This is a genomic window from Dorea sp. OM07-5 (assembly GCF_003481355.1).
GTDB classification, from domain to species: domain Bacteria; phylum Bacillota; class Clostridia; order Lachnospirales; family Lachnospiraceae; genus Dorea_D; species Dorea_D hominis.
Window position 1 is genome coordinate 151189 of the sequence record NZ_QUKZ01000007.1, and the last position, 24661, is coordinate 175849.

Annotated in this window: 32 protein-coding genes; 10 read left to right on the forward strand and 22 right to left on the reverse strand. The window is 42.3% G+C overall.

Annotated features, from left to right (window positions below; translation table 11 throughout):
* Positions 1–51: 51 nt before the first annotated feature.
* The 3 genes from DXC04_RS08815 to DXC04_RS08825 all read left to right on the forward strand — a co-directional run bounded on the left by DXC04_RS08815 (position 52) and on the right by DXC04_RS08825 (position 2504).
* Entirely contained in the window at positions 52–555 is a 504-nt protein-coding gene (locus DXC04_RS08815) for an NADAR family protein (protein ID WP_199671947.1), read from the forward strand.
* Positions 556–576: 21 nt separating this feature from the next.
* Positions 577–1050, forward strand: coding sequence for an LPD11 domain-containing protein (locus tag DXC04_RS08820; protein ID WP_117718933.1), 474 nt, complete (start codon positions 577–579; stop codon positions 1048–1050).
* 89 nt (positions 1051–1139) lie between these two features.
* Positions 1140–2504 carry an ATP-binding protein gene (locus DXC04_RS08825; protein ID WP_117470422.1) on the forward strand — a complete coding sequence of 455 codons (1365 nt, stop codon included), beginning with the start codon at positions 1140–1142 and terminating at the stop codon, positions 2502–2504.
* 60 nt (positions 2505–2564) lie between these two features.
* Here the strand turns inward: DXC04_RS08825 and DXC04_RS08830 are convergent, their stop codons facing one another.
* From DXC04_RS08830 to DXC04_RS08855, 6 genes are all read right to left on the reverse strand, one after another.
* On the reverse strand, positions 2565–2927 hold the full coding sequence (locus DXC04_RS08830; protein ID WP_005333424.1) for a type II toxin-antitoxin system HicB family antitoxin: 363 nt from the start codon (positions 2925–2927) through the stop codon (positions 2565–2567).
* Complete coding sequence (locus DXC04_RS08835; RefSeq protein ID WP_005333422.1) at positions 2911–3168, reverse strand: type II toxin-antitoxin system HicA family toxin; 258 nt, start codon at positions 3166–3168, stop codon at positions 2911–2913. The genes DXC04_RS08830 and DXC04_RS08835 overlap by 17 nt, the downstream gene beginning before the upstream one ends.
* A gap of 2 nt (positions 3169–3170) precedes the next feature.
* A complete protein-coding gene (locus tag DXC04_RS08840; protein ID WP_117470423.1) occupies positions 3171–3527 on the reverse strand; it encodes a hypothetical protein in 357 nt (118 codons plus the stop codon).
* A 9-nt stretch (positions 3528–3536) separates the two neighbouring features.
* Complete coding sequence (locus tag DXC04_RS08845) at positions 3537–3758, reverse strand: DUF5348 domain-containing protein (protein WP_117470424.1); 222 nt, start codon at positions 3756–3758, stop codon at positions 3537–3539.
* 52 nt (positions 3759–3810) lie between these two features.
* On the reverse strand, positions 3811–4464 hold the full coding sequence (locus DXC04_RS08850) for a recombinase family protein (RefSeq protein ID WP_117537011.1): 654 nt from the start codon (positions 4462–4464) through the stop codon (positions 3811–3813).
* Positions 4465–4703: 239 nt separating this feature from the next.
* Positions 4704–5222, reverse strand: coding sequence for a nitroreductase family protein (locus DXC04_RS08855; RefSeq protein ID WP_117470426.1), 519 nt, complete (start codon positions 5220–5222; stop codon positions 4704–4706).
* Positions 5223–5364: 142 nt separating this feature from the next.
* On the opposite strand from DXC04_RS08855, the gene DXC04_RS08860 reads away from it, so the two are divergent.
* The gene (locus tag DXC04_RS08860) at positions 5365–5715 is read left to right on the forward strand and encodes a winged helix-turn-helix transcriptional regulator (RefSeq protein WP_330414900.1); all 351 of its coding nucleotides are present in this window, start codon (positions 5365–5367) and stop codon (positions 5713–5715) included.
* A 71-nt stretch (positions 5716–5786) separates the two neighbouring features.
* On the opposite strand, the gene DXC04_RS08865 is transcribed toward DXC04_RS08860, so the two are convergent.
* Positions 5787–5975 (reverse strand): helix-turn-helix domain-containing protein, encoded by a 189-nt coding sequence (locus DXC04_RS08865; RefSeq protein ID WP_117718934.1) that lies wholly within the window; start codon positions 5973–5975, stop codon positions 5787–5789.
* Positions 5975–6415, reverse strand: coding sequence for a sigma factor-like helix-turn-helix DNA-binding protein (locus DXC04_RS08870; RefSeq protein WP_023921559.1), 441 nt, complete (start codon positions 6413–6415; stop codon positions 5975–5977). Before DXC04_RS08870 ends, DXC04_RS08865 begins: the two co-directional genes overlap by 1 nt.
* Before the next feature lie 413 nt (positions 6416–6828).
* On the opposite strand from DXC04_RS08870, the gene DXC04_RS08875 reads away from it, so the two are divergent.
* The gene (locus DXC04_RS08875; RefSeq protein WP_005333402.1) at positions 6829–7158 is read left to right on the forward strand and encodes a helix-turn-helix transcriptional regulator; all 330 of its coding nucleotides are present in this window, start codon (positions 6829–6831) and stop codon (positions 7156–7158) included.
* Positions 7159–7308: 150 nt separating this feature from the next.
* On the opposite strand, the gene DXC04_RS08880 is transcribed toward DXC04_RS08875, so the two are convergent.
* Positions 7309–7680 carry a hypothetical protein gene (locus tag DXC04_RS08880; RefSeq protein WP_005333400.1) on the reverse strand — a complete coding sequence of 124 codons (372 nt, stop codon included), beginning with the start codon at positions 7678–7680 and terminating at the stop codon, positions 7309–7311.
* A 4-nt stretch (positions 7681–7684) separates the two neighbouring features.
* Positions 7685–8623, reverse strand: a complete 939-nt coding sequence (locus DXC04_RS08885) for a ParM/StbA family protein (RefSeq protein ID WP_070097296.1) — start codon at positions 8621–8623, stop codon at positions 7685–7687.
* Between the two features lie 181 nt (positions 8624–8804).
* Here DXC04_RS08885 and DXC04_RS08890 point away from each other — a divergent pair, with 181 nt between their 5' ends.
* On the forward strand, positions 8805–9149 hold the full coding sequence (locus DXC04_RS08890; RefSeq protein ID WP_008373991.1) for a MazG nucleotide pyrophosphohydrolase domain-containing protein: 345 nt from the start codon (positions 8805–8807) through the stop codon (positions 9147–9149).
* 18 nt (positions 9150–9167) lie between these two features.
* Positions 9168–9641: a hypothetical protein gene (locus DXC04_RS08895; protein ID WP_226875173.1), complete on the forward strand. Its 474-nt coding sequence runs from the start codon at positions 9168–9170 to the stop codon at positions 9639–9641.
* 102 nt (positions 9642–9743) lie between these two features.
* Here the strand turns inward: DXC04_RS08895 and DXC04_RS08900 are convergent, their stop codons facing one another.
* From DXC04_RS08900 to DXC04_RS08940, 8 genes are all read right to left on the reverse strand, one after another.
* Positions 9744–10190, reverse strand: coding sequence for a hypothetical protein (locus DXC04_RS08900; protein ID WP_008373995.1), 447 nt, complete (start codon positions 10188–10190; stop codon positions 9744–9746).
* Between the two features lie 32 nt (positions 10191–10222).
* Entirely contained in the window at positions 10223–11005 is a 783-nt protein-coding gene (srtB, locus tag DXC04_RS08905) for a class B sortase (protein WP_055155758.1), read from the reverse strand.
* Complete coding sequence (locus DXC04_RS08910) at positions 11002–12222, reverse strand: CHC2 zinc finger domain-containing protein (RefSeq protein WP_005333381.1); 1221 nt, start codon at positions 12220–12222, stop codon at positions 11002–11004. The genes srtB and DXC04_RS08910 overlap by 4 nt, the downstream gene beginning before the upstream one ends.
* Positions 12223–12276: 54 nt before the next feature.
* Positions 12277–13224, reverse strand: coding sequence for a hypothetical protein (locus tag DXC04_RS08915; RefSeq protein WP_005333375.1), 948 nt, complete (start codon positions 13222–13224; stop codon positions 12277–12279).
* A gap of 83 nt (positions 13225–13307) precedes the next feature.
* Positions 13308–15545 carry an SF1B family DNA helicase RecD2 gene (gene recD2, locus DXC04_RS08920; RefSeq protein ID WP_117718935.1) on the reverse strand — a complete coding sequence of 746 codons (2238 nt, stop codon included), beginning with the start codon at positions 15543–15545 and terminating at the stop codon, positions 13308–13310.
* 51 nt (positions 15546–15596) lie between these two features.
* Positions 15597–16655, reverse strand: coding sequence for a YqaJ viral recombinase family nuclease (locus tag DXC04_RS08925; protein WP_005333354.1), 1059 nt, complete (start codon positions 16653–16655; stop codon positions 15597–15599).
* The gene (locus DXC04_RS08930; RefSeq protein ID WP_005333353.1) at positions 16649–17788 is read right to left on the reverse strand and encodes a hypothetical protein; all 1140 of its coding nucleotides are present in this window, start codon (positions 17786–17788) and stop codon (positions 16649–16651) included. The genes DXC04_RS08925 and DXC04_RS08930 overlap by 7 nt, the downstream gene beginning before the upstream one ends.
* Positions 17789–18186: 398 nt before the next feature.
* Complete coding sequence (locus DXC04_RS08940) at positions 18187–18375, reverse strand: 2-ketoisovalerate ferredoxin oxidoreductase (protein ID WP_425458801.1); 189 nt, start codon at positions 18373–18375, stop codon at positions 18187–18189.
* Between the two features lie 192 nt (positions 18376–18567).
* On the opposite strand from DXC04_RS08940, the gene DXC04_RS08945 reads away from it, so the two are divergent.
* From DXC04_RS08945 to DXC04_RS08955, 3 genes are all read left to right on the forward strand, one after another.
* Entirely contained in the window at positions 18568–18885 is a 318-nt protein-coding gene (locus tag DXC04_RS08945) for a helix-turn-helix domain-containing protein (protein ID WP_005333350.1), read from the forward strand.
* A gap of 381 nt (positions 18886–19266) precedes the next feature.
* A complete protein-coding gene (locus tag DXC04_RS08950) occupies positions 19267–19461 on the forward strand; it encodes a DUF3173 domain-containing protein (RefSeq protein WP_005333349.1) in 195 nt (64 codons plus the stop codon).
* Between the two features lie 34 nt (positions 19462–19495).
* Positions 19496–20677: a site-specific integrase gene (locus tag DXC04_RS08955; protein WP_005333347.1), complete on the forward strand. Its 1182-nt coding sequence runs from the start codon at positions 19496–19498 to the stop codon at positions 20675–20677.
* 77 nt (positions 20678–20754) lie between these two features.
* On the opposite strand, the gene guaA is transcribed toward DXC04_RS08955, so the two are convergent.
* The 4 genes from guaA to DXC04_RS08975 form a co-directional block, all read right to left on the reverse strand.
* A complete protein-coding gene (gene guaA / locus DXC04_RS08960; RefSeq protein WP_118660823.1) occupies positions 20755–22302 on the reverse strand; it encodes a glutamine-hydrolyzing GMP synthase in 1548 nt (515 codons plus the stop codon).
* Positions 22303–22485: 183 nt separating this feature from the next.
* On the reverse strand, positions 22486–23061 hold the full coding sequence (locus DXC04_RS08965; protein WP_118287975.1) for a hypothetical protein: 576 nt from the start codon (positions 23059–23061) through the stop codon (positions 22486–22488).
* A gap of 84 nt (positions 23062–23145) precedes the next feature.
* The gene (locus tag DXC04_RS08970) at positions 23146–23874 is read right to left on the reverse strand and encodes a CpsD/CapB family tyrosine-protein kinase (protein WP_118287976.1); all 729 of its coding nucleotides are present in this window, start codon (positions 23872–23874) and stop codon (positions 23146–23148) included.
* On the reverse strand, positions 23874–24617 hold the full coding sequence (locus DXC04_RS08975; protein WP_021859696.1) for a YveK family protein: 744 nt from the start codon (positions 24615–24617) through the stop codon (positions 23874–23876). Before DXC04_RS08975 ends, DXC04_RS08970 begins: the two co-directional genes overlap by 1 nt.
* Positions 24618–24661 lie beyond the last annotated feature (44 nt).

The following is a 24661-nucleotide window of genomic DNA, read 5'->3' on the forward strand; positions in this document are numbered from 1 at the left end:
TTTGAGGTGCAGCTGCAAGGCTGCACCTCTTTTACAAAGGAGGAATTTATAATGAATCAAACAAATACAAGCAAGCGCATCCCTACACAGATCAATGAATTTCGGGGAGATTATGCTTTTCTAAGCAATTTCTATCCGGCACCAATCTCTTACATGGGACAAACCTATGCAAACAATGAAGCTGCTTTTCAGGCGCAGAAAACACTCTCTGCGAGAGAGCAACGCAAATTCTGTATTTTTCGGATGCATAATCCTTCTGATGCAAAGAAACTCGGCAGAGATCTTACATTACGCCCGGACTGGGAAAAAGTGAAAGTCCGGTTCATGTATGAAATCTGCATGTGCAAATTCATGCAGAACCCGGAACTCCGGGACAAACTTCTTGCAACCGGAGAGTCCACACTTGTTGAAGGAAACAACTGGGGTGACTATTTCTGGGGCAAAGTCAATAACTGCGGAGAAAACCAGTTAGGAATCATCCTGATGGATGTACGTGCGAAGCTGCAGTGGAATGCAGAAACAGCGCCCAATAATATACCTCAATGTCTGCAATAAAGGAAAGGATGGTCTAATAGAATGAATGAAAATGCAAAAACAAAATTAGTGCTTGAGTATACTGGCATGGATGATTTTTCCTGTCCGGTATATAAGGACCAATTCGAAAAGTTGTGGAAGGATATTGACCTTGGCAAAGGGGCTGAACCGAATCTTTATTCTTTATCTTTTAACCATATTGATGGAGAACCTTCCCATCCCATACAGCAGGAGTACACATTTCATCCGGCTCCGTATCAAAGAAGTTCCTATGAATTCGAGTACCGGATGTTAAGTAAATTACAGTCTGACTGTGAATACTATCTGGGCTACGGAAATCGCAGTCCGTCTATCCTATGCAATCATAGCGTTCAAAACCATATTGCTCGTATGAAAGAATTATGGAATGGTTTTCCCACAAATCAGAAACCGGAATGGCTGACCTGGGAACAGCTTCTTCAGTACGAAAAAGTAATGACAGAAACCGGAATACCCGTGAAGAACTGCTCAGACTAGACAATTCATCATTTATCAGAAATTACCCTCTATATTATCCATTCATATTTTGATATAATAGGAACAGTTGAAAGAAAGGAGCATTTCCCATGTATCTGAAAAGAAAAGTTTACGATCAGCTTCTGGATTGGAAAAACGATACCGTCCACAGCACCTTGGAAGTGAATGGTGCCAGACAGGTCGGAAAAACATATATTATCAATAAATTTGCGGATGAGAACTTCAGGCACAAGATCTACATTAACCTGTTTGATTTGTCCGGCAAACAATTTATGGAATGTTACAAAAAAGCCACAGACTGGACTCCCGGTACAAAACGACCGGAGCAGCCGCTTCACGATGCTTTTAAACTCTTCGATCCGGATTTTGAAGATACCAACGATACAGTCATCATTATTGATGAAATTCAGGAATCCTCAGAGATATTCAACCGTATCCGAGAATTTACCCGCTATTTTCAAGCGCATTTCATTGTAACTGGAAGTTATCTGGGACGTGTACTGGAACCGGAATTCAAATTCTCCAGTGGAGATATTACCAGTATCCGTATTTATACCCTTTCCTTTAAAGAGTTTTTGGAAGCATTGGATGACCAGCTTTTTCAGAAATATCTATCACTTCCACTGGATCATGCAGATGACACCGTACCGGAACTATATGACGAATTAAAGAATGTTTACGACATCTATAGACAGATTGGCGGCTATCCAAAGGTTGTGGAAACATACCTTAACACAAAAGACGTGGAAGCAGCTCAAAAAGAGCTTGTTAGAATCATCCGCATTTTCTTAAACGAATCTATGCGGTACTTTGATGACATCACAGATATTAGTGTTTTTACCAACATCTTTTTAAGCATCTGCCGTATTCTGCTTCGTGAAAAGAAAGGATTAGATGAGGACAGTATAAGTGAAGAACTGCAAAAGCTCGTTACAAAGAATTACTCCAGTAATCTTTCTAAAGCAACCTGCTATCGTGCTATCAACTGGCTTTATCATTCTGGAATCATCGGTTTCTGTGGCAAAATCACAGAACTGGACATCCTGAATTTCAAACCGGGAAGCCGCTGCTTCTTCATGGATCTTGGAGTTGCATATTATTATCTCTCCAGAACTGGTGCTACTGTATCAACTATGGATGGCTCATTGAACGAAAACTATGTTTACATTAACTTGTCCAAACGCCAGGAATTCCCGGAAGAAATTATCTTTGAGACACCGGCTTTTGCTACTTATAAAGGTGGTGAAATTGATTTTGTAGCTCAGACATTGAAAACTCACATCCGCTATCTGATTGAAGTTAAAGCCGGTAAGGGAACTGCATCTACTGCCTTGAAGGCATTGGAACAGGGGAAGGCCCACAAACTATTGTATTTAAAAGGTGATACCAAAGGCGGAACCGCTGGGAATGTACAAACACTTCCCCTATACCTGCTGGAGCAATATCATTTTTAATCTATAAAAGACTTCGAGCCGCCCATCCGGACGGCTCTTTTCATCTATATTCTTGTATATTTATTTTACTAACAGCGCATCATTCTTTGAAAGAAGATATATACAGTATTGATTCATACTGATGCCTTCTTTTTTTGAGTGTTCCGCCAGATCCCGGTGTAAGCTGCGTGGCATCCTTATTTTAAACTGTCCCGAATACTCTTCCAGGCTTCCCGGTTCGTGAATCTCAATCCCTTCTTCCAGTGCAGCTTCTAACCATGCTTTTTTTGCATCCGCTGCATTTTCAACTGCCCTTTCTATCGTCTCTCCACAGGTGATGCATCCCGGCAGTTCCGGATAAGAAACCACAAATCCACCTTCATCCTTATCTTCCACAATTTCCATGCGATAGGACATTGCCAAATAATCATTCAGTGTCTTCATCGTTTTTCGCCTCACTTTCTACAATCTGCTTTACCATTTCAACATAAATTTTCTTGATTGGTTCGTGTTTCGGTATTGTTATCGGCTGGCATCCCGCTTTACGGAATGTATAATGGCTGCTCCCACTTCTCGGAGCATTTATCTCATATCCATAACTTTCTAATACTTTTCTTAATTCATCAAAACGAAGGTCTTTCGATAATGAGCAAATTCTTGTCAATAGTTTATCCCATTTCGACATCTTTAATGCCTCCTATCTATAGTATATGTGGTGTCATATATGGTGTCAATCTGTTTTTCATCTTTCTTGGTCAAATAAGGCTGCAGCTCTTTCTTAGCATCCGCTACAAATGCTTCTTTCCTCGCACTTACCATATATATCTTCCAGAGCATCAAATGCAGGATTTCCGCATCCACCACACTGCATTTCTTTTGAACCATGCGGATAAACGGGCAGATTACTGTATCTGACAGCTTTTCTCCTTTAAGCAGCAGCTCCCCATCCGTTCCATATACTTCATACAGACATTCCAGAATACTCCTCAGATCTGTCACAAATCGGAAGGCGGGCTTTACATATTTCTTTTTGGCTTCCATCATCTATCTCCTCTACATCCGAACAGTCAGCCCGCCGAGGCGTGTCTTCGGAAGTCCCACAAGATACCAGTCCTCGTCCATTTCAATCCGAACCGGAATCCATACATCCCTTACCTCCACATCAAAGCATTCTCCACAATGCAGTCCCCCATAATAGGATTCAATACCAAACCGGATATCATATCTTCCCATAGACGGATCATAAATCAAAGTACCTATTCTTTTTTCACTCATATTGCTTTCCTCCTGAAATTCTTTGTTCTATATAAGTAATATGGCTTTCATTCTAGGTATTGGAAAGTTCCGGATATTTTTCATAAAAAGTTTTACGATACCGGTAAAAGGTAGAGTGTGTCATTCCCAGACTCTTCCGAAGCTGTGTCGGTGTCATTTTTCCGGAAATAACGCTCTGGAAGTTCTCGTCAAAGGTTTCCTGCTTCATCACGCATGGTCTTCCATAATCATCCCATTCGCCCCGCAATTTCTTCGCTTCTATCCCTTCCCGCTGTCGCTTCTCCTTTTTCTCCAGCTCTGCCTGCGCCATAGAAGCATAAAGTTCCAACATCATGTTATTGATTGTTTCCAGCATCATCCTTGCCATAGCGTTGTCCATCACAGATAAATCCATGAGCGTAGTCGGAAGTTCCAAAACCATGAGCCGCACTCCCATTTCTTTTAACCGTTGAATCTGTTGCATCGTATCCCGCTTATTTCTTCCCAGCCTGTCTAATTCTGTGATAATCAAAATATCTCCCGGCCGCAGGACATCCTCCACTAAAACGGTATATCTCGGACGATTAAAATTCTTCCCTGTCTCCTGATCCGTAAAAATATTCGTAAGTGCCATCTCATGCTCGTTACAGTACCGCTCAATTTCCTGTATGCCACGATCAAGATGCTGCTCCTTTGTACTGGTGCGGTGATATCCATATATCTGCATCCACATTTCTCCTTTCCCTGTCCCAAAATATCCACACTTTTGTTGGCATATCTCAAAACTGTGTGTGTAACCTTTTTGAGATATAATCCCCCTTTCCGGAACGTACTTCTAAAATGTGTACATTTTGGGATATGTTTCTTTTCTATTTCTGTACGTACCAGAGCCGAAAAGTGCAACAAATATGACAAAAAACTCCCAGAGGATGTTACTCCCCTGAGAGTGATGTATAAAATATATCTTTACAATGTTTCCATGGAAACCAGTTCTTCCACTGAAATCCGACTCTGGCCGTGTCTTTCCGGATCAGCTCCAGTCTCATCCGAATATCCGATTACCAAAATATTGATTGGTTCCAAATTTTCCGGCAGATGAAATTTCTTTTTGATTACATCCGGTTTAAAATAGCAAACCCAAACACTACCTAATCCCAGTTCTGTTGCCTGAAGCATCATGTGATCTGTCAGTATAGCAGCATCAATATCTCCTGTCTGCTTTTTATCGAATGGTCTTGTCCATGCCCTGTTATGATCGGCACAAACGATAATTGCCAATGGTGCTCCGTAAATATTCGCTCCTTCTCCGATTTTTGCAAGACCTTCCTCACTCTGCACTACAAGCAAATGAACCGGCTGCTGATTTGCTGCTGTTGGTGCCACATGTGCCGCCTCAATAATTTTCTCTAATTTCTCTGGTTCTACTTTCTGTTCCATATAGCTCCGGACAGAATATCTCTTTTTTGCAATTTCAATAAAATCCATGGTTGTCAATCCTTCCTTTTTCTTTTATGATTACGATATATCGATCAACAATTTGATTGTATCACGATTGGATTGTCCTGCAAGACTGCACTTTCCGGAAAGATACTTTCCAAAATGATACTACCTGAAGGGAGACATGATCATGAAACAGACCACATCCTTTAACTGCCCTGTGGAAGCAACGCTTTCCCTGATTGGCGGAAAATACAAGCCTTTAATTCTCTGGCATCTCATTAACCACCCACTGCATTATATGGAATTACAGCGGCTGATTCCCAGTGCAACCCCGAAAATGCTTTCTCAGCAGCTTCGGGATCTGGAAAACTCTGGGATGCTTCGCAGAGAGGTCATTCCAGAAAAGCCACCGAGAACTCTTTACTCCTTAACTGCTTTTGGCGAAAGTATTATTCCTGTTTTGGAGTCGATGTGTGATTGGGGAAAGGGTTATCTGGATGGACTGGACGTACAGACTCCTTGTTGTTCAGGCAACTAAAGAATCACCCTTCTTTTCTCACGGTTTCAATATATTATCCGCCCGGCAGTTTCCCGCCGGGCTTATCCATTCTATTCCAATATTTGGAATCTCTGGATACACTGAAGCAATGTACTTACCAGTTCCTGATACAGATCTTCATCAAATCTGCCATTCACAATCGCATTCTTAATTAAAAGCGGCTTATATATCTCTAAAATCTTCAGTACCGCATCTGCATTTCCTTCTTTTGCCTTTAAAAGTAATCGTTCAAAATTCATTAGTTTTCACCTCCCATCACCTTGCGGATCTTCCGGATTGCATAATAATAAATACCCTTGCATCGCTCCTCTGATAACCCGTTTAGCCTGCTCATTTCCTCAAAAGTACGTTCTTCAAACACATGCTGGTAAATCAGCTTCCGTTCTTCATCCCGCAGCGTATGAAGCGCTTTCATCAGTCTTTCATCTGACATCTTATTCCATTCTGGATATTTCCCCTGTGCCTCCTGCAATAAAAGCTGCTCCCTCGTTTGGTTCTCCAGCAATTCTTCGATTACAATTCTTGCCTCCATCTGTCCAATATCCTCCAACAGTTCTTCTGCATCAGCCATCTGGATTTTCTTCTCCAGATAATCATGTCGTTTTCCACGGACAAACTGTATCAGATATGCTGTAAAGTGATTTTGTATCTTTGATCCTGTATATGTTTTTTTGTTCATTTGTTTTATCCTCCGAAATTTTTTATCACGTTCCAAAAAATTCCGAGGATGGCGGTGAGCGGCAACAAAACGTGACACTGCCTTCATTTTTTCGAAAAAAAGAAAGGCTGGACCACTCTATTCGTAGTCCAGCCGATACTTCTCTTTCTATGTAATTGTGTAGGATATGCGATGATAGTATCTCATATACTGCATATTCTAACTTCTCTCCGACACATTGTATGGATAAGATTTTTTTAACAGATTCAGTTCCTCTTTGGCTTTTATCTTATGCTGTCCATTCATGTCTGTCGTACTTACTTCCATGTTTCTCTATTTGTGCATGTGTTATCCTGCTTATCATAACGCACTTTAACGCATTTCGTATAGTGTTAATCTACGATAAAATATATGCATTAAGTGAGGTGATATAGATGGTGAAAAAATTATTGGGAGATGCAGTCAGGGAAGAACGTCTCCGCCGCAATCTTTCGCAAAACAGCCTTGCGGAACAGGCAAAGATTTCTTTACGGACTGTCTCTGATATTGAAAACTATATTGGCAATCCACAGTTGGAAACACTTTATGCCTTGGCAACTTACTTACATATTTCCATAGATGCTATATTTTCTAACCAGAAAACGAACCCGGATTCTACCATGCAGCAAATCATGGCAGAACTAAATTCCTGCCCGGAGGAGCAGAAACAGCTTGCCCTTTCTACACTGCGTGGACTTCTGGATGGATTCAAGAACCTAAGTTAAGGCTCTCCCGTATCCTTCATCATCTACACATTATACAAAGACAATCTGTGAGTAATCTATGAATAGTCTGTGAGTTTTCTGTCTATTCCCATTCTGATACAAAGAACAGGAGAGTACACTGCCATAAGCATGTGTATCTCTCCTGCTTTTTTATGCCCTGCGAAATGCACTGATAGCATCCACTACATTCTGTCTCATAGTCTGATCCATCCGCAGCGGTTCTTCTTCCATCAAATCAACTTCTGTGGGCATTTCTCTATTTATCTTAGAAACGTCCTGCCCTTCCAATACCTTTCTTACTTCTTCCCGGATGATTTGCTGCATCATTGGCCGGAGCATATCCGGTTCCATGCTTATACTGCCATTACCTGTCTCATCCGTTCTTCCCGTATATGCCAGAATTGCCGCAACGATCAGTTTTGCTTTTTTCTCTGTCGTATTCAGAAGTTCTGTCACATACACGTGATCTGGATCCGACTTATCAAAACCAATAGTGAATACAAACGGATTTTTCTTTCCCATAAAATCACACTCCAGCCTGTGTCATGCGATACAAAAGATCATATCCATCGGCATTTGCTTTCATATCCCGGATAAAGGTATGTTTTCCCAACCGGTCTGCCTGCTCCAGAAATCGTTCCAGAAGCACTGCTCCGCCGCCGATAAACACCGTATAAGTAGATTTTGTATCAATGCCCCGCTCTCGGATGCTGTTCAGAAGATCGGTAACAAAATTCTGAACCATGGTTTCTACTGCCTGTACAACAGCTTCCTCATAATACTGCGTTTTTCCCTTGATGATACTGTCGATATCTGCCTCCTCCAGAAGCATGTCATATTCACTGTTAATACTGGAAATGATATCGTTATACATGGTAATCACACCTTTTTCCAGAGAATCACAATAATCCATATCCGGTCTGCCACTTCTCATCAGAAGATAATCAGAAGTAAATCCGCCAATATCAATCCCTACGACTTTCGGAATCTCACGGATTTCCATCATCCTCGTCATCATGGCTGCATAATCCTGCGGAAACGCCATTACATTCTGTATACAGAGGTGATAGACTTTATCGTTGAAGCACAGTTCCTGCACCTTCCCGTCCCCTTTGAAATAGCGTTCATATCTCTCACAAAGCTCTGCAAAATGCTTCGGCGGAAGCCCAATCGGAAGTTCCACCTGAATGACATCCTCCGGCTGGATCTGGCTTTTCTGCTCCAGCTCCATTGCAATGGCAAATAAGGTCAGAATCCAGAATCGGTTCCGGCTGTCCTGCGTCTTGTCTCTCTGGTACGGAATCCGCTTCTCACTAAGGGTATAATACTTTCCCTGATATTTCAGATACTTCTCTCCCCTGGCAGGCTTTTTGTCCTGTTCTGTCAGTCCAGTGGTAAATACAAAATTACAGGTTTTCATGTTCCGGTTCCCGTGATCCACGGCTACTCTTAATTTTTTTATCATGCTACATTCACTCCTTTGTACTTGATACTTATTCTGTACGTAGGAGATACTTAAAGTGCAACTTTTTAAAAACTATTTCCATAATTTTTCTTCCTGTATACTTCCATATCGTTGATATCATTGGTAAAACACAGTATAATGAACATATTATCAAATATGAATTTGCGGAGGAAAAGATACTGTGAAAATTACAATAGAGGAACTGCAAGAATACTTATTCGACCATTATAAAAATGGTGGGATTGACCAAAGCCTGTTTATGAAACTCGTAGAAGAAATAGGTGAAGTGGCAGAAGTACTAAATAAAAAGGCAGGTAGAAAATCTGTTGGTCAAGAGGATTTACAAACCCAATTAGGTAACGAATTAGCCGATGTGGTACACTACACTATTGCGATTGCTGCATTAAATGGAATTGATATGAATGATATTATACTCTCTAAGGATAAGGATGCATCCATAAAGTATAATCACAGAATAAATTTAGAGCAGTTTGTAATGGAACGCAGAACGAAAGATAACGACTAACAGTTCCAGTTGTTCAGGATGAATGACAGAGCAAAAAAATATGAATTTGAAGAGGTAGTGATTATGAAAAGATTGATAGCAATGGTTCTTTGTCTTTTATTTGTTATATCTTTAGCTGGTTGTGGAAAAGGAAATACAAAAAATTTAGTTATTGATTATGGGACATCATCTATATACACAAAAGATGACATGGATGAAGCTATTGATGTTATAAAGAAACAATTTAGTTCTTTTGAGGGGTGTGAATTGCACAGCCTATCTTATACATCTGATGATGCGTGCAATAATGAGGATAATATTGCCTGGATGAATGAATTGGAGGAAGCAAATGACAATAAAGAGAGTTTCACACAATGTATTTCGTTTGATAGTAGTTTCAGGTCACCTAAAAATGGAGGTGGAGCGTGGAACGCTAATGAAGAATACACATGGTCATGGTGGTTGGCGCGTAGCGAAGGCGGAACGTGGAAATTAATGACTTGGGGATATTAACGGTCGGTTCCTAAGTAACAAATAACAGTTTGTCTAAGAAAAAAAGATACCAACCATTCTCAAAAATGCTTAGTATCTTTTTTCTTTTGTTCTGTCATTGTCCTATGCTGAAAGCTTTTCCACCAATTCCGGCAGGCACTTCTCAAATAATTCCCGATATCTTCGATACCCTTCATCCCGGAGTGGACCTTGCAGTGATGTCAGAGACCAAAGGAGAAGCTCTTCCTCTTCCACAGCATACGGAGAGGTATAGACAAATTTTTTCCCGTCAAAATGCGGTTTTGATAACTTCAGTATTTCCGTAATCTCTCCTTTTGTTTCCGCCTGCATAATCATTTCCACTTTCTTCCGATGGAACTCGCAGACGATGCTCTCCAGAAATCCCTGCTTCAGATAAAATTCCGCCCTTCTATAAAGTTTTACAAGAGCCTCCACTCTTTCATCAAATAACTTGTCCTTTTCACTGACTATCATCTGTGCCAGTGCGTTTGCATGTTCCATAACCAATGCTGTTCCCATTACATTTCCTCCCATAATAAAAGCTGGCATAAGAAATTTCTTCTCACACCAGCACGATTCTTTTATTCCTCTGTGATGATCTCACTGCTTAATTTTCCATGTACCAGATAGCGATAATTCCGTCTGGAATTGACACAGGTAGACAGCGTAACTATCCGATCCATTGCCGACAGCTCGGTGCCGGTATCATAATCCCTATAAGAAGACACCGTATCCAGAAACGTCTGAAAATCTTCCGCTTCCGGGAAATGATACCTATATCCCTCACTTCCGGTTCTTCCCGCATAGCAGGAAAAGATACGATACTTGAGGATCTTGTCCGGCAAATAGAGATAAAACTCCGGATGTTGTTCAAATAGCTCTTTGTCTTGGTACTTATCCAGAGTTCCGAACATGCTCCCGTTTTTCATATTATGCCCGTACACGATCGTATTCTGATCCGTAAAGTCCGGCTGATTATGGCAGTCCACAAAGATGCTCCCGTTGATATTGGATTCTCCCGAAAAAAGGTGATGAAGATAATATGCATTATCTTTCCCCTGTACCACCGGATAACTAATATCCAGTGCCGGAATCTGAATCCACGCTATGACATCCGGATTAACCGCTTTTAAACCTGCAAAATCAATTTCTAGATACCTATTCTTAGGTTCCTCCTTTTCTTTCTCAGACTCCGGTGATTCTTCTTCCTCTGGTTCCTGAACATATTCCTGCAGTTTCTCGTAACTTACGTCCCCTTTCTGATACTTCAGATAAGCACCAAAGAGTTTTCCTGCCGCTGCGAGAAAAACAAGCAACAGGCAGATAATGAGTCCTGCAAGAACCGTATTTCCTTTTTTTCTCATGATTGTTCTCCTTTCGGAAGAGCCGAAGTCTGTGCCCCGGTTCCTTCCTTCTGTTTGATGGCGGCTAAATAGTCATCAATCCCCTTGTGTTTCCCGTTCCACTCCCCGCTCTCGTCCATATCCCAGACCATCCGGTTCATCGGCAGGGAAAGCTCCCGGCAGATTTCATAGACCTTATTGCAGCCGTTCTGGATAATCCTCCGTTTCTCCGCCTTATGCTGGCAGATAACAGGGGAACGCTCAAAACAGACCGCACACTTACTGTCATGCTTATTGCAGGCTACTTTCATCTTCTTATCCATGTCATACGCCTCCAAAAGCTGTTTCATCCCATATCCTTTCATCCGCTCCAGCACCGGTTTCAGATTCCGGTACTGGTTCACTCCGGCAACGCACACAAAGGTAGCGCCGGACAGATAATGGGCTATGGTCCCTTTTAAGGCTCCTTCGGTCAGATAGACACGTTCTGCGGCAAGATCACCGATCACATGTACCGGACTTCCGGAGGAAACTCCCTGGTCATAATTGACACTGGACAGCCAGATATATTTTTTCGTGTCAGTCACATGATCTACCCGGATCTGAAAACCCTGGATGAACCCGTCCAAAGAAACTATGGGAATCAGGATTCCTGAGTTTTCTGCTTTGAAGTTAATCGTCCAGTTTCCGTCTGTATCCCGGTAGAATCCCGGCACGCCTTTCACCATATATCCTTCTTCTGCCAGCCTTTTGACCAGCTTCTTCATTCCAAACAGCGGGACACTCCGGTAACGCTGTGCTTCGATCTGTTCCGGTTTTAATCCTCGTCTTTGCAGATCCTCCTGATGCTTCCTGTTAAGCGTGAGCATGGACAGCATTCTCTGATACGTCCGGTGGATTTCCTCTATGGGTGCAAGCTCTGCCGTTGCCTTTTCTTCCTGTACCGGCGTTGCTTTGATATAATCCGTCCGGTATTCTCCTTTTCCTAATGCTTCCCGGATCTGCTGATTTGCTTCGGAGAGTGTAACATTGTGCAAATCCGCATAAAGCTTCAGCATCCCCCCGGACGCATCACAGCGGTTGCACCGGAATACATTCTTTTCCACATTGATATTCAGTTTTCCATGCGTCTCTCCACAAAACGGGCAGTCATAATAGTTTCCCCGCCGCTTTCTGAGATGCAGCACCTGCACCACATCCAGTATTCCATAATCAAACCCAGACATATCATAATACATCCCGGTCTCTTCCTCCTTTCCCCCGCAGAAAAAAGCTCTCTGCGGGGTTCTTCCTTAACCAGCCATCGGCATTGCTTTTTGTAAAATTACCTTTGCTGCCGCCGGAACCAGATTGTTCGGTCCGGAATATTGCTCGGCAAACCACTGGATCGTTGACGGGCTTTCAACTGCCACCTGTCCCATGGTCTTTCCGCCGTATTTTCCCTTTCCCGGAATCACAGTCCCGACTGCCATTTCATAGTTCATGTGTTTCATCAGTTCTTCTACCGGAAGGGACGTATCCAGATTCTGTAATGCTCCCTGCAGCATCTGTCCGGTCTTTGGCGGCGTAGAGGCAGCCGGAGCGGAACCGTAGCCAGGCATTTGTCCACTGCCATGGTAAATGGTGCTTCCCGCCGCCTGTGCCTGCTGATAGAACTGATTCATCATCTGCTGGCCTGCATATTCCGGCTGACCTGGCATCTCTCCATAAGTTGGCATAGGGGCATTTGGCATGACACCCGAATCCGGCATGGCTGCATTTTCCATGGCACCTGAATCCGGCATCTGTGGATTCTGATATGGAATTCCGGCATCTACCTGTGCAGGATCATTTTCCTCTCCCACATCCGCAAACTGCACACCATATCCGGCATCCGATAATGCCCTTCCTACGGCTGCTGTTTCTGCCATTTCCAGAAATTTGTCTCCAAACTTCGGGTCATCGCTCCGGAATTTCTGCGAAAAGGAATTGGCTACATAATTGTCTTCCTGATCACATTTATCCAGATAGATACGTGCTTCCACAACTGCCATGTTCTCTGTGAAAGTGATAATCCGGCTGATGATCTTTCCTGCCGGATTGACCAGACGAAACCATAGCTTCCGGTATTTCACATCCAGATAAAGCTGCTCCTCCTGCCCTTCTTCTCCAATCTTTCTTGCCAGTTCCATCGGATGGAAGCCATCCACACGGTTCAAAGCGGCAACTGCCTCTGATTTCTTATACAATAATTCTTTCATTCTCTGCTCCTTTCATTTAGAAAAGCAGACGTTCCCCTATATAAGAGTAATAGTCCGCTTATTTCAAAAATTGAAAAATATTTTTAAACAACAAGTTTTAACTGCTCCATTTCCGGTTTCTGTTCACTCTGATACTGATCGTAATACTGTACGATCCGCTCACTCAGAATGGTGTTCCTTGTCCCGCTGTCATCCGTATGGATTGCCTGACAGACTGCAGCCCATTCCCCTACCAGATAAACCTTGCTTTTCGCTCTGGTCACTCCGGTATAGAGAATATTGCGCTTCAGCATCATATAAAAGGCTTTTACCCAAGGGATGATGACAACCGGACATTCGGAACCCTGTGCCTTATGGATGGTTGTTGCGTTAGCATGTTCGATCATTTCCATCTGGTCAGCTTCATATTGCACCTGCCGCCCATCCGGGAATCCGATCACTGCCCTGGCATTTCCATCCTCATCCGTGATACAGTCCAGTATCCTGCCCAGATCGCCGTTACTCGCCATCTCGGTATTTTTATTCTGTAAAATCTTATCGCCAACCCGGAACACCTGACTGCCGATATGCAGTTCCTTCTTCCCTGCGATTGGCGGATTTACAAAATCCTCCAGAGATTTGTTCAATTCATCCACTCCGGCAGCACTGCGTTTCCGATACGGAGTCAGGATCTGTACCTGATCCATGCCGTTTTTTGCAATCTCGTCCAGATAAATCCTCCGGACAATCTCTGCCGCTTCATCTGCTCCTTTACAGGCAATGAACTGAAAATCCTCCCCAAAGCTCAGATTAGTCTTATTCTCCTGCATCAGTTTTGCATTATAAGGTATGCTGCTCAAAGCGCCCTGCCGGTAAACCAGATCCAGTACCGTGACCGGAATCAGCCCGCAGGCAATCAGTTGCCGGAACACATCCCCGGCTCCTACGGATGGAAGCTGGTTCTTATCCCCGACTAAAAGGACTCTGGCATGTCTGCTAACCCGCCGGAAAAATTCATAGGCAAGATGCATGTCCACCATGGACACCTCATCTACATTTAGAAATCCGGCAGACAGGTACTCAAAATCCGGTTCAAAATCCGTATCATCTCCCAAAAGCCCCAGGGCCAGATGCATCGTGGATGCATTTTCACAGCCGGTACTCTCCACCATACGTCTTGCCGCACGTCCGGTCGGAGCCATAAGCTGTACCTCTGACCTGCATAACGCCTGATGGATATAGAGAATCACCTTGAGAACCGTTGTCTTTCCGGTTCCGGGACCTCCGGTAATAATACTGATGGGATGTGCAAACACCATCCGCACTGCCTGTTTCTGTGTTTCTGACAGCGTGATCCCCAGTGTCTTCTGTGCCTTTTCCAGCTCCGGTTCAATGGACAGCAAAACCGGCTTCTCCAAAAGCCGTCTGGCTATCATGGAAGCGGTCTGTGTTTCTTCTTCATACTGCCGGATAGAATAGATCCGTTCTTCCTCCACAACAATGCTTTTTTGCAGCACCAGCCGGTAAAGCACCTGACTGACATCCTGCTCCGATACTGCCATGACCTGCAGATCCCGGTTCAGCATTTCCAGTGCTTCCCTGATAACCTCCTGACGCTGCTTAAACAGATGTCCTTCTTTCATTGCCTGATTCATGATATGTCCGATGCACCCGGATATCCGCATGGGATCATTGAGTGCACAGCAGCACTGTCTTCCGATCGCATCCACAGCCAGAAACCCGAAGCCTTTGACTGCACTCAGCATGTAAGGGCGGTGCCGGATAATATCCACCGATTCATTTCCGAATTTCTTCAGAATCATATTCACTTTTTTGGGTGTTACCTTAAAAGGCGCCAGAAACGTCATCAGTTCCCGGAACACCTGGTTTTTTCCATAGGACTCCACAATAGCAGCCAGCTTCTTCTCGGAAATTCCACGGATCTTCAAGAGTTCCTGCGGGTTGTTTTCCATGATTTCCAGTGTCTGAAGCCCAAACTTCCGGAAAATAGTATCTGCCATCTTGGGACCGATACCTTTGATTGCACCGGAAGAAAGGTATCCTAAGATACCCTCCTTTGTCCGTGGTACAACCTCCATGAAATTTTCCACCTGATACTGAGTTCCATGCTCTCCGCTCTCCCATCTGCCTTCCATCTCAAGCTCAATCTCGTCTGTAAGCGGAAGACCGAATCCAATCGCTGAGAAGCCGATGATATTCCGGGATGCCAGATATTTGTCTCTGGCTGACAGGGGGACAGACGTATCCTGTGTGGTGAATATGGCAATCGTATACCCATTCTCCTCATTCTGGAAAATCTTATGTTTAAATCTGCACCTCATTGTTTATATCCCTCCAGCTTTTTATCCGCATCCGTTCATTTGGTTTTCTCATTACGCCGCCTCCTTCTTAATTCGGAAAGTACGGCTCTCCGTTGTTTTTGTATATTCCTCATAGATATCCGGATGCTGGTTTTTCAGCTTCTCCATCTGGTCTTTCCCAACCGAAGTACGTCTGGTCGGATTATAGGTAATACGGTAACGGTTCGTACCGTCCTCCAGCACTGCCTTGCAGCCCTGCCCCAGCTGTTCCACAAAAGGAACACTGATTGCCCGCTGTTCTGCTTCGATTTCCTTTTTCCGTTTTTCCAACTGTGACTTTTCCTCCGAAAGGGTAAGATACTTCTCAAGATTTTTTGATTCCAGACCGGAAAGCACAATTTCCGGAATAGATTTGTCTGCAAAACCACCATAATTACGGATATTTGCCAGAACCAGATCGGAATTCCCGTTATGCGGCGGTACTACATTTTTCAATACATGTTCCTGCCAGAAATACGTTTCCTGATCAATGATGTCTTCTTCCTCAATCAGATCACGCTCAATGGTGCGATACACAAACTCATTCTCGTTATTTCCATACAGGCATGCGATAAAGGCTTTCTGCATATTCATCACAGACAGATAATGCCTTACCTGCAGCACATAATGAGCTGGAATACCCTCATCAGCCCACTTATCTTTCGCATTATAATTGCAGGTTTTACATTCCAGAATCGCAAATGTCCCATCCGGCATACGAACAAAAAAATCCACATCTGCAAGCATGAACGGATATAATGGATGCCGGAACATGACACGTACCGGAAATACTTCCAGTCCGGTCTTTTTGGAAAAGATTTCTGCCACCAGATCTTCCAGCCGGTGTCCGACTTCCTTGGCAACCCAGTTGCTTTCCTCTTCCTCCTGAATGACCGGCTGCACACCTGTTTTGTTGTAAAACAGATCCCGGATAGTGGCAAATGGAGAGATCCCCATGATTGCCGCTACATCACTGCCGCCGATTCCTTTTTTGCGGTATTCCAACCAGTCTTCTCTTGACAGGTTACTGATATCCACAACCTTTTCCGGTGTATACTCTGCTTTGTTATTCATTCCAATTCCTCCTAACATTTGACTGCTCCATAAACGTCATATTTTTTCCAGTCTTTTATAAGCGCCTTCGTAATATCCTCCTCCAGCTTCAGGATGCCCTGTCCGGACATTCCTTCACAGGCTGCAAAAAAGGAGGCTTCATTCATGGCATAATAAAGATCATGTGCCGTACAGGCACCTTCCCCGTTCTGGGATACAAATAGCTCCACCACCTCATTCCGGATCTTCTGTTTAATGCCAAGTTCCTTCATCAGCAGCTTCAGGCAGTTCACCGGATTACGGATCTCAATGTCCATAAGCTGAGTAAGATTCTTCATCGCATCCACATAGCGGGCGCATACCTGCTCCAGATTTTTCCGGAAGTCCAGAATCGTTGCCCCTTTATCGTGAGCCAGCTTGATTGGACTTCCCAGACTGATAACGCCGTTTGGTCCGTCTGTCAAAAGCATCGGATACAGATTTGCACCGCTCGCTGCCACGTCAGATGTGGTAAAACGAAGTGCCGGTGACAGGATCTTCTCATCCATTCCGTGTGCATCCAGTGCTTTTCGGTAAGTATCCAGAAGTTCCTGACTTCCTCCGAGCTTCCACATGGCAGATACAATGGAATGGTCATAGATACCAGAGCCCTCCATGTAAACACTGCCTTTGAAATTCAGATTCAGATATTCGCAGGTTGTCTCAAACATGGCTTTCATATCAAGGATGCAATAATCATGTTTATCCCCGCCATGTACTGCGGAAACCTTTCCGTCCGCAATCTTAATCAGGGCATCCCCTTTTGCAACCCGCAGGCAGTAATTGACTACCTTCGCATATGTTGCCTTATCCAGCTTGCGAAGCCCGTCTCCATTGACACCTGCGCGGCTTAAAATGGTGCGGATGGCACAGTCACGTACCGGATAGGATTCTCCTCTCATTTTCAGTACAAGCTGCGTATTCTTCTCTGTATCCTCCAAAATTTCTTCCATGGATGCATCTGCCGCATCCAGATTTTGAGCCTCCTTTTCCAGTGGTGCCAGCCGTAACGTATTCGTTGGCTTTCTGATCCATTTGGCATTTCTTCCTCTCTCTGCCAGAAACTCCAGCAGATCTTTTACTTCTGCAAAGGATCTCTCAAATCCATCTGCATACACTCTTGCTTCATTCATGTTCTTATTCCACCTTTCTTAAAATAATATTTATCCATCAACAGCCGAAGCTGGTTGTGGCATGCAACTATGCCGAAACCTAAATGTAAGCACAAAAAAAGAATGAAAAGAGAGTCTTTTCTCTGTTCATTCTTAAAAGTCTGGTTTCTTCCTGAAAAAACAAAAGTGCCACGCAGCCAAAAAAGGCATACCGTGACACTCACTACAAACATAAACTACTTATGCCAGGAATCAGCTCCTGCTGTTTCCTGTAAGTTTGGAGATTCTTATGAATCCCGAAACTCCCCAAAAAGGGTGTGCATAAAATAAACTATATCAGTATACTAGCACAAGATATTCCTCATGTCAATTCAGGCTTATACTATATATAGTGTTTATATTTGTTCAAAATACTACATCTATTTTTCTACTACGAATTCAATCTTCTCTTTCAGATACTCCCGGCAGCCAAACCGAACCGTTCCACACTGCTTTGACTCCTCTTTCGCCTTTTCATTACAGCAGTCCAAGTAGGGACAATCGTTACATTGATTCCGCAGTGCTTCCTTCGCCCATTCAATTTCCTGCTCATTTCCTATAATCCGCACAGACATCCACTTCCTTTGCTATCATCATACCCCAAAATCCATTTTCTATCATCCATAATTTCTTTTTTTGTATCATTTTAGTAAATTACGGTTATATTACGGAATAATCACTATATTTCAAATATATCTCTATTTTATTCCGTAATTTGCTGTAAGTAAATAGTTTAAAATGTGGAAGAGAGGTGTAAATGTATGGATAAAAACTTTATTGGAGAACGCATCAGCGAACTGCGTTTAAAGAAAAATGTATCTGAATATCAGATGAGTCTGGATCTTGGCAAAAATAAAAGCTACATCCAGTCCCTCACTTCCGGACGTTCTCTGCCTACCATGCAGAGCTTTCTGGATATCTGTGACTATCTGGAAGTCACTCCTCAACAGTTCTTCGATTCAGAGCTGCACAATCTTCCTCTGATTGACAAAGCAACTGATCTGATGAAACAACTCGATGACGAGGATATGCTTGCGCTCATTTCCATGCTGAATCGTCTGGCTCTAAAACGCAAATAGATTTCCGTAGCTGCCAAATCAAGGCAGCTTTTATTTTTATCATTTTTTCTCAAAATTTTTCAATCTTAAAGAAAAGTCCCCTATTCCTTAATTGAATGGGTAATATATCCATTCGCCGTACCTTGAAAACAAAAGAAATCTTTCGGGAGATTGATATAGGTGACTGCAGATAGTTTGCATCTTCGCACGCCTGCAGCTTAATAGTTACAAAGTAACACCGTTTTACGTGGCCGGAACGGGCATAGGAACTGGCTTCTGAAAGAATAACATAGACTTTTGGGATTTTAGCTTATAGCGCTTTTATTAGAGAACTTTTACTCAAAATTTGATATAATAATAGACAGGTATCAAGTTGATTCCCTGTCTGTGGAAAGGAGATTCATGATAACTGTAACAAAAAGGGATTTGATTGAATTAGGCTACGGTCCTTCCTTTGCTGCTGATATTATAAAAAAAGCAAAGGAACTTATGGTAGAAAAGGGGCATACCTATTATCAATCCAGAAAATTAGACAGGGTTCCAAAAGAAGCCGTTGAAGAATTATTAGGGATTACTTTGCCCGATAAGCAAGAATGATCGTGCTTTTTGCATTTTAGTAAGGAGTGAAATCATGGCAAAAGATCCAATTAAAAAAGCAGAAAACGGCACTTATTATTTTCGAGCCAATCTCGGATATCATCCTGTAACCGGAAAACAGATTCAAAAATACCGCAGCGGATTCTCAACAAAAAAAGAAGCCCGTGCCGAGTATTCCAAATTGATTCTTGCATCAACGGAAGAATTAGCTGATAAGAAGGAAGACATTACCTTCAAAAAGTTTATTGAAGAAATCTATCTTCCGTGGTACAAAACTCAGGTGAAAGAAAGTACCTACAAGAATCGTTACTCGACCATTCAAAAACACTTTGCCTATTTCTACAAGAAGAAAGTGTCCGAAATAGAAGCGATAAATGTACAGACCTGGCAGCTCAAGTTGGCAAAACAATTCAGTCCAAACTATGTACGCATTGTTCAGGGAATGTTATGTTTAGCTTTTGACCGGGCGATTATCCTCGGACTTGCAAAGAAGAATCCTGCCCGCATGATCGGCAATATCAAATCTAAAAAAGTAAAGATCGACTTCTGGACTTTGGAGGAGTTTCAGAAGGTAATATCCCTGCTGTACAAAGGTGACTACTACGAGCACTATCTCTTCATCTCGTTCTGGCTTTTATTTATGACTGGAATGCGTATTGGAGAGGCTGCCGCCTTACAGTGGGATGATATTGATTTTGAAACAGGTATGCTGATTATTAGTAAAACACTGTACTATAAAACAATGAATGACTACAAATTCGTTGAACCTAAGACGCAGGCAAGCAACCGTACCATTTATATTGATGCTGATACCATCAAGGAATTACAAGAATGGAAGGCGGTTCAGGCAAAGGTTTTACCAAATTGTGGATTCGTCCTGAGTTATAACAGTACACCCACCAGCAAAACAACACTTCCAAGAGCATTGGAGAAATTGGCAAATTTAGCTGGTGTTCACAGAATCAAAATTCATGCCCTGAGACATTCGCATGCTTCCCTGCTTATCAGCATGGGCGAAAATCCACTGCTGATTAAAGAGCGTCTTGGACATGAAAAAATACAGACGACACTAGGAACTTATGGTCATCTGTATCCAAACACCAATATTGAGATTGCAAAGAAGCTGACCGGGGTTCTCAGCTACCAGTCAGCTTCTCAAAGTATTGCTAATTATACCAGTAATCAGCATACTGCAATGTATCACAAAGAAATATAAAAATGCAATGATAATGCAATTTCAAACACCCAAAGCCGCAAAGCCCCGTGGTTACGGGCTTTGTAGCCCAGCGTCAACTATTCAAACTCAATCGTTCCAGGCGGCTTACTCGTCAGATCATACATTACTCTGTTGACACCTGTTACCTCATTAATAATTCGGTTCATTACCTTATTCAATACTTCATAAGGAACTTCGGCTGCTTCTGCTGTCATAAAGTCGATCGTATTAACCGCACGAAGTGCAACTGCATAATCATATGTTCTAAAATCGCCCATAACTCCTACACTTCGCATATTTGTAAGTGCTGCAAAATACTGTCCGACTGTCTTGTTCATTCCGGCTTTGTCCATCTCCTCACGGTAAATAGCATCTGCATCCTGAACAATCTTAACTTTCTTTTCCGTTATTTCGCCGATGATACGGATTCCAAGTCCCGGTCCCGGGAATGGCTGACGGAATACCAATCTCTCCGGAATACCAAGCTCCAGTCCTGCTTTACGTACTTCATCCTTGAACAGATCACGAAGTGGCTCAATGATTTCTTTGAAATCTACATAATCCGGAAGTCCACCAACATTATGGTGAGACTTAATCACTGCAGATTCTCCACCCAGACCACTTTCTACAACGTCCGGATAAATCGTTCCCTGCACAAGGAAATCTACTGCCCCGATTTTCTTTGCTTCTTCTTCAAATACACGGATAAATTCTTCTCCGATGATCTTTCTCTTCTTCTCTGGTTCTGTTACTCCGGCAAGTTTATTATAAAATCTCTGCTGTGCATTCACACGAATAAAGTTCAGATCATAAGAACCTTCCGGTCCGAATACAGCTTCAACTTCATCCCCTTCATTCTTCCTCAAAAGACCGTGATCTACAAATACACATGTCAGCTGATCACCTACTGCTTTGGAAAGCAATACAGCTGCTACTGAAGAATCAACACCTCCGGATAAAGCGCATAACACTTTGCCGTTTCCGACCTTTTCACGGATCTGTTTGATCGATTCTTCCACAAATGAATCCATCCTCCAGTCACCTGCACATCCGCAAACTCCAAGCACAAAATTGGATAGCATCTTTGTTCCTTCTACAGAATGAAGTACTTCCGGATGATACTGAATCGCATATAAGCCATGTTCTACATCTTCTGCTGCTGCCACCGGACAATTCGCCGTATGCGCTGTCACTTCAAATCCAGGCGCAAGTTTTGAAATATAATCTGTATGACTCATCCAGCAGATTGTCTTCTCTGATACATTTTCAAAAATCTTGGAATCTTTCTTATCTACCAATACTTCTGTCTTTCCATATTCTTTTACATCGGAAAGTTCTACTTTTCCGCCAAGAACATGCATCATAAGCTGAGCACCATAGCAAAGTCCAAGAACCGGGATTCCTAATTCGAATAATTCTTTTTTATATGTTGGTGAATCGACTTCATAGCAGCTGTTTGGTCCACCAGTCAGAATAATTCCCATAGGATTCATTGCTTTGATTTTCTCAAGATCTGTCTTGTACGAATAAATCTCGCAGTAAACATTACATTCTCTGACACGTCTTGCAACCAGCTGGTTATATTGACCGCCAAAGTCAATTACAATCACTAATTCTCTCTTCACAAGAATTCCTCCTAGATAGCATTTCTATCTTCTTTTCTCCTTTGCAGGATATTTCTTTTCCTCACAGGATACATTTAAAGACAATTTCTATTATACGTTACAAATGTTGCCTTGGCAAGAGATAAGAAAGGTAATAAAAAAATTCCCTGCGTGGTCAGGGAATTTTTCGCTAATCTAACAAAATTATTTAACTCTAACTTTAATTGTCTTTTTTACAGTTTTGTAGTTAGTATCTTTTACAGTAACTGTAATCTTGTAAGTACCTTTCTTAGCACCTTTCTTTACATAGATCTTTCCGTTTTTAACTTTAATCTTAGAATAGTTGCTCTTATAGGTTGTCTTACCAGCTTTCTTAGTTACTTTCAGTCTTGTAGACTGAGTTGCTTTTTTAACTTTAGAAGCTTTTACTGTGTAAGATCTCCTAGAAACTTTTACAGTCTGTTTTGCCTGTTTAATTGTATAAGTACCTTTCCATGTCTGTCCAGCATACTTACCAAGACCTTTTACTTTTACAACATGTTTTCCGGCAGCTTTGTGTGAAGTATTGTATACTTTGTAATCTACGCCTTCTTTTAATGTTTTCTTGCCATCTTTTACTACAATAGTAGCTTTCTGAGTTTTACCATTGTACACTGTAGATGTTTTCTTCAGTGTTGGTTTGAATGTTGATTTAGAAGGTGAATTAGCAGCCATAGCTGTCATTCCCATCAACATTGTCAGTGTAAAAATGAGAAACAATGTTTTCTTTAATGTCTTCATTGGACTCAACTCCTTTTTTACTTTGTTACTTCAATTGTTCTATAATAAACAGTCCTAACCACGTGGACTTGTTTATCCCCCTTATCATTTGGATGATTTATCTTCTGACTGCTGTACATATCCATAACCATATCCATAGCCATATTTACCGTACTTGCCATATTTACCATATTTTTTTGCTTTTACAGCTACTCGGTTCAGTACTGTTCCAAGAAGTGTACAACCGGACTGTTCAATCTCATATAAAGACTGACGGATCAATGTTTTAGATGTTTCTCCTGCACGTACAACCAATACTGCTCCATCGCACATAGATGCAATCAATGTGCTATCTGCAACACTGCCGAGCGGCGGTGCATCGATAATTACGAAACGATATTCCTCTGCAAGCTTATCTAATAACTGCTTGAATCGTGCATCTTCCAAAAGCGGGGACGGATTCTCCAAAAGCTGTGTACATGGTACCATGTATGCATCTGGAATGTTAGTCTTATATACTACATCCTCATACTCTGCCATTCCAGACAAATAATGATTCAGACCACTTGTCTCTTCATTATAATCTACATCGTATCTTTTTCTTACAACGGAATTACGAAGATCCACATCTACGAAGGCTGTCGGGAATCCGGCTTCTGCAAGCATTTTCCATAAGAAGATTGCTACTGTACTCTTTCCTTCATTCGGAAGACAGCTTGTCATCAGGATCTTCTTTGTATCATTTCCGCAAAACTTAATATTAATACGCAGACGGTTCATTGCTTCCTCTACTGCATATGGAAGTTCCGGAAGATTAATTGCTAATTCTTTCATTATCTTCTTCCCCTCCTTTTTCTTGTTTTTTTCATATCTGATTCGCTCTCAATAAACAGATCACTATCTGGAATAGAAGTCAATGGAACAAGATCAAAATATTTCTCCATATCCTCGGATGAGTGGATCGTATCATCCATCAGATATCCTGCGATTAGTACACCTGCACAGGCTATCAGTCCTAACAATGCGCCCATGATTGTATACTTGCCATAGCTTGGATTCGCCTTATGATCTGCAACTTTCGCATGCTGTGCAAAGTTGGGTGTCATCGCACTCATTGTGTCCGGCAGATAATCCATTGCCACTTCCGCCATCGTATCAGCTAACTCTTTTGCTTTCTCCGGATCTGTACTTGTCGCTTTAATCTCCAGGATTCGTGTATCATCCGGATTAGTTAAAGTATATGCCTTTTTCAGATTCTCTGATGTTGTATTCAGATCCAGTTTTTTGATTACCTTATCTAATACCGGATAGCTGAGCATTAACTGTTCATAGTCTGATGTCAGTGAAGTTCCGAGGTTCAGATCATTTAAATTCACTACGGAGTTTTCAGATGTTGTTACAATGTAAAGTTTGGCTGTTGATTCATAAGTTGGCTTAATGCCGAAAAATGCAAATGCATTAAATAACACGGCTCCTGCTAAAAAGCAGACCAGTAAATAATGCCATTTTTCTAAAAGCATCCCTGCCACTTCCAGCAAATCAATTTCCAATTCATCATTTGATTGTTTTTGGTTCATGTTGCTTCTCCTTATTATACCTTTCATACCTTTATCAACGACAG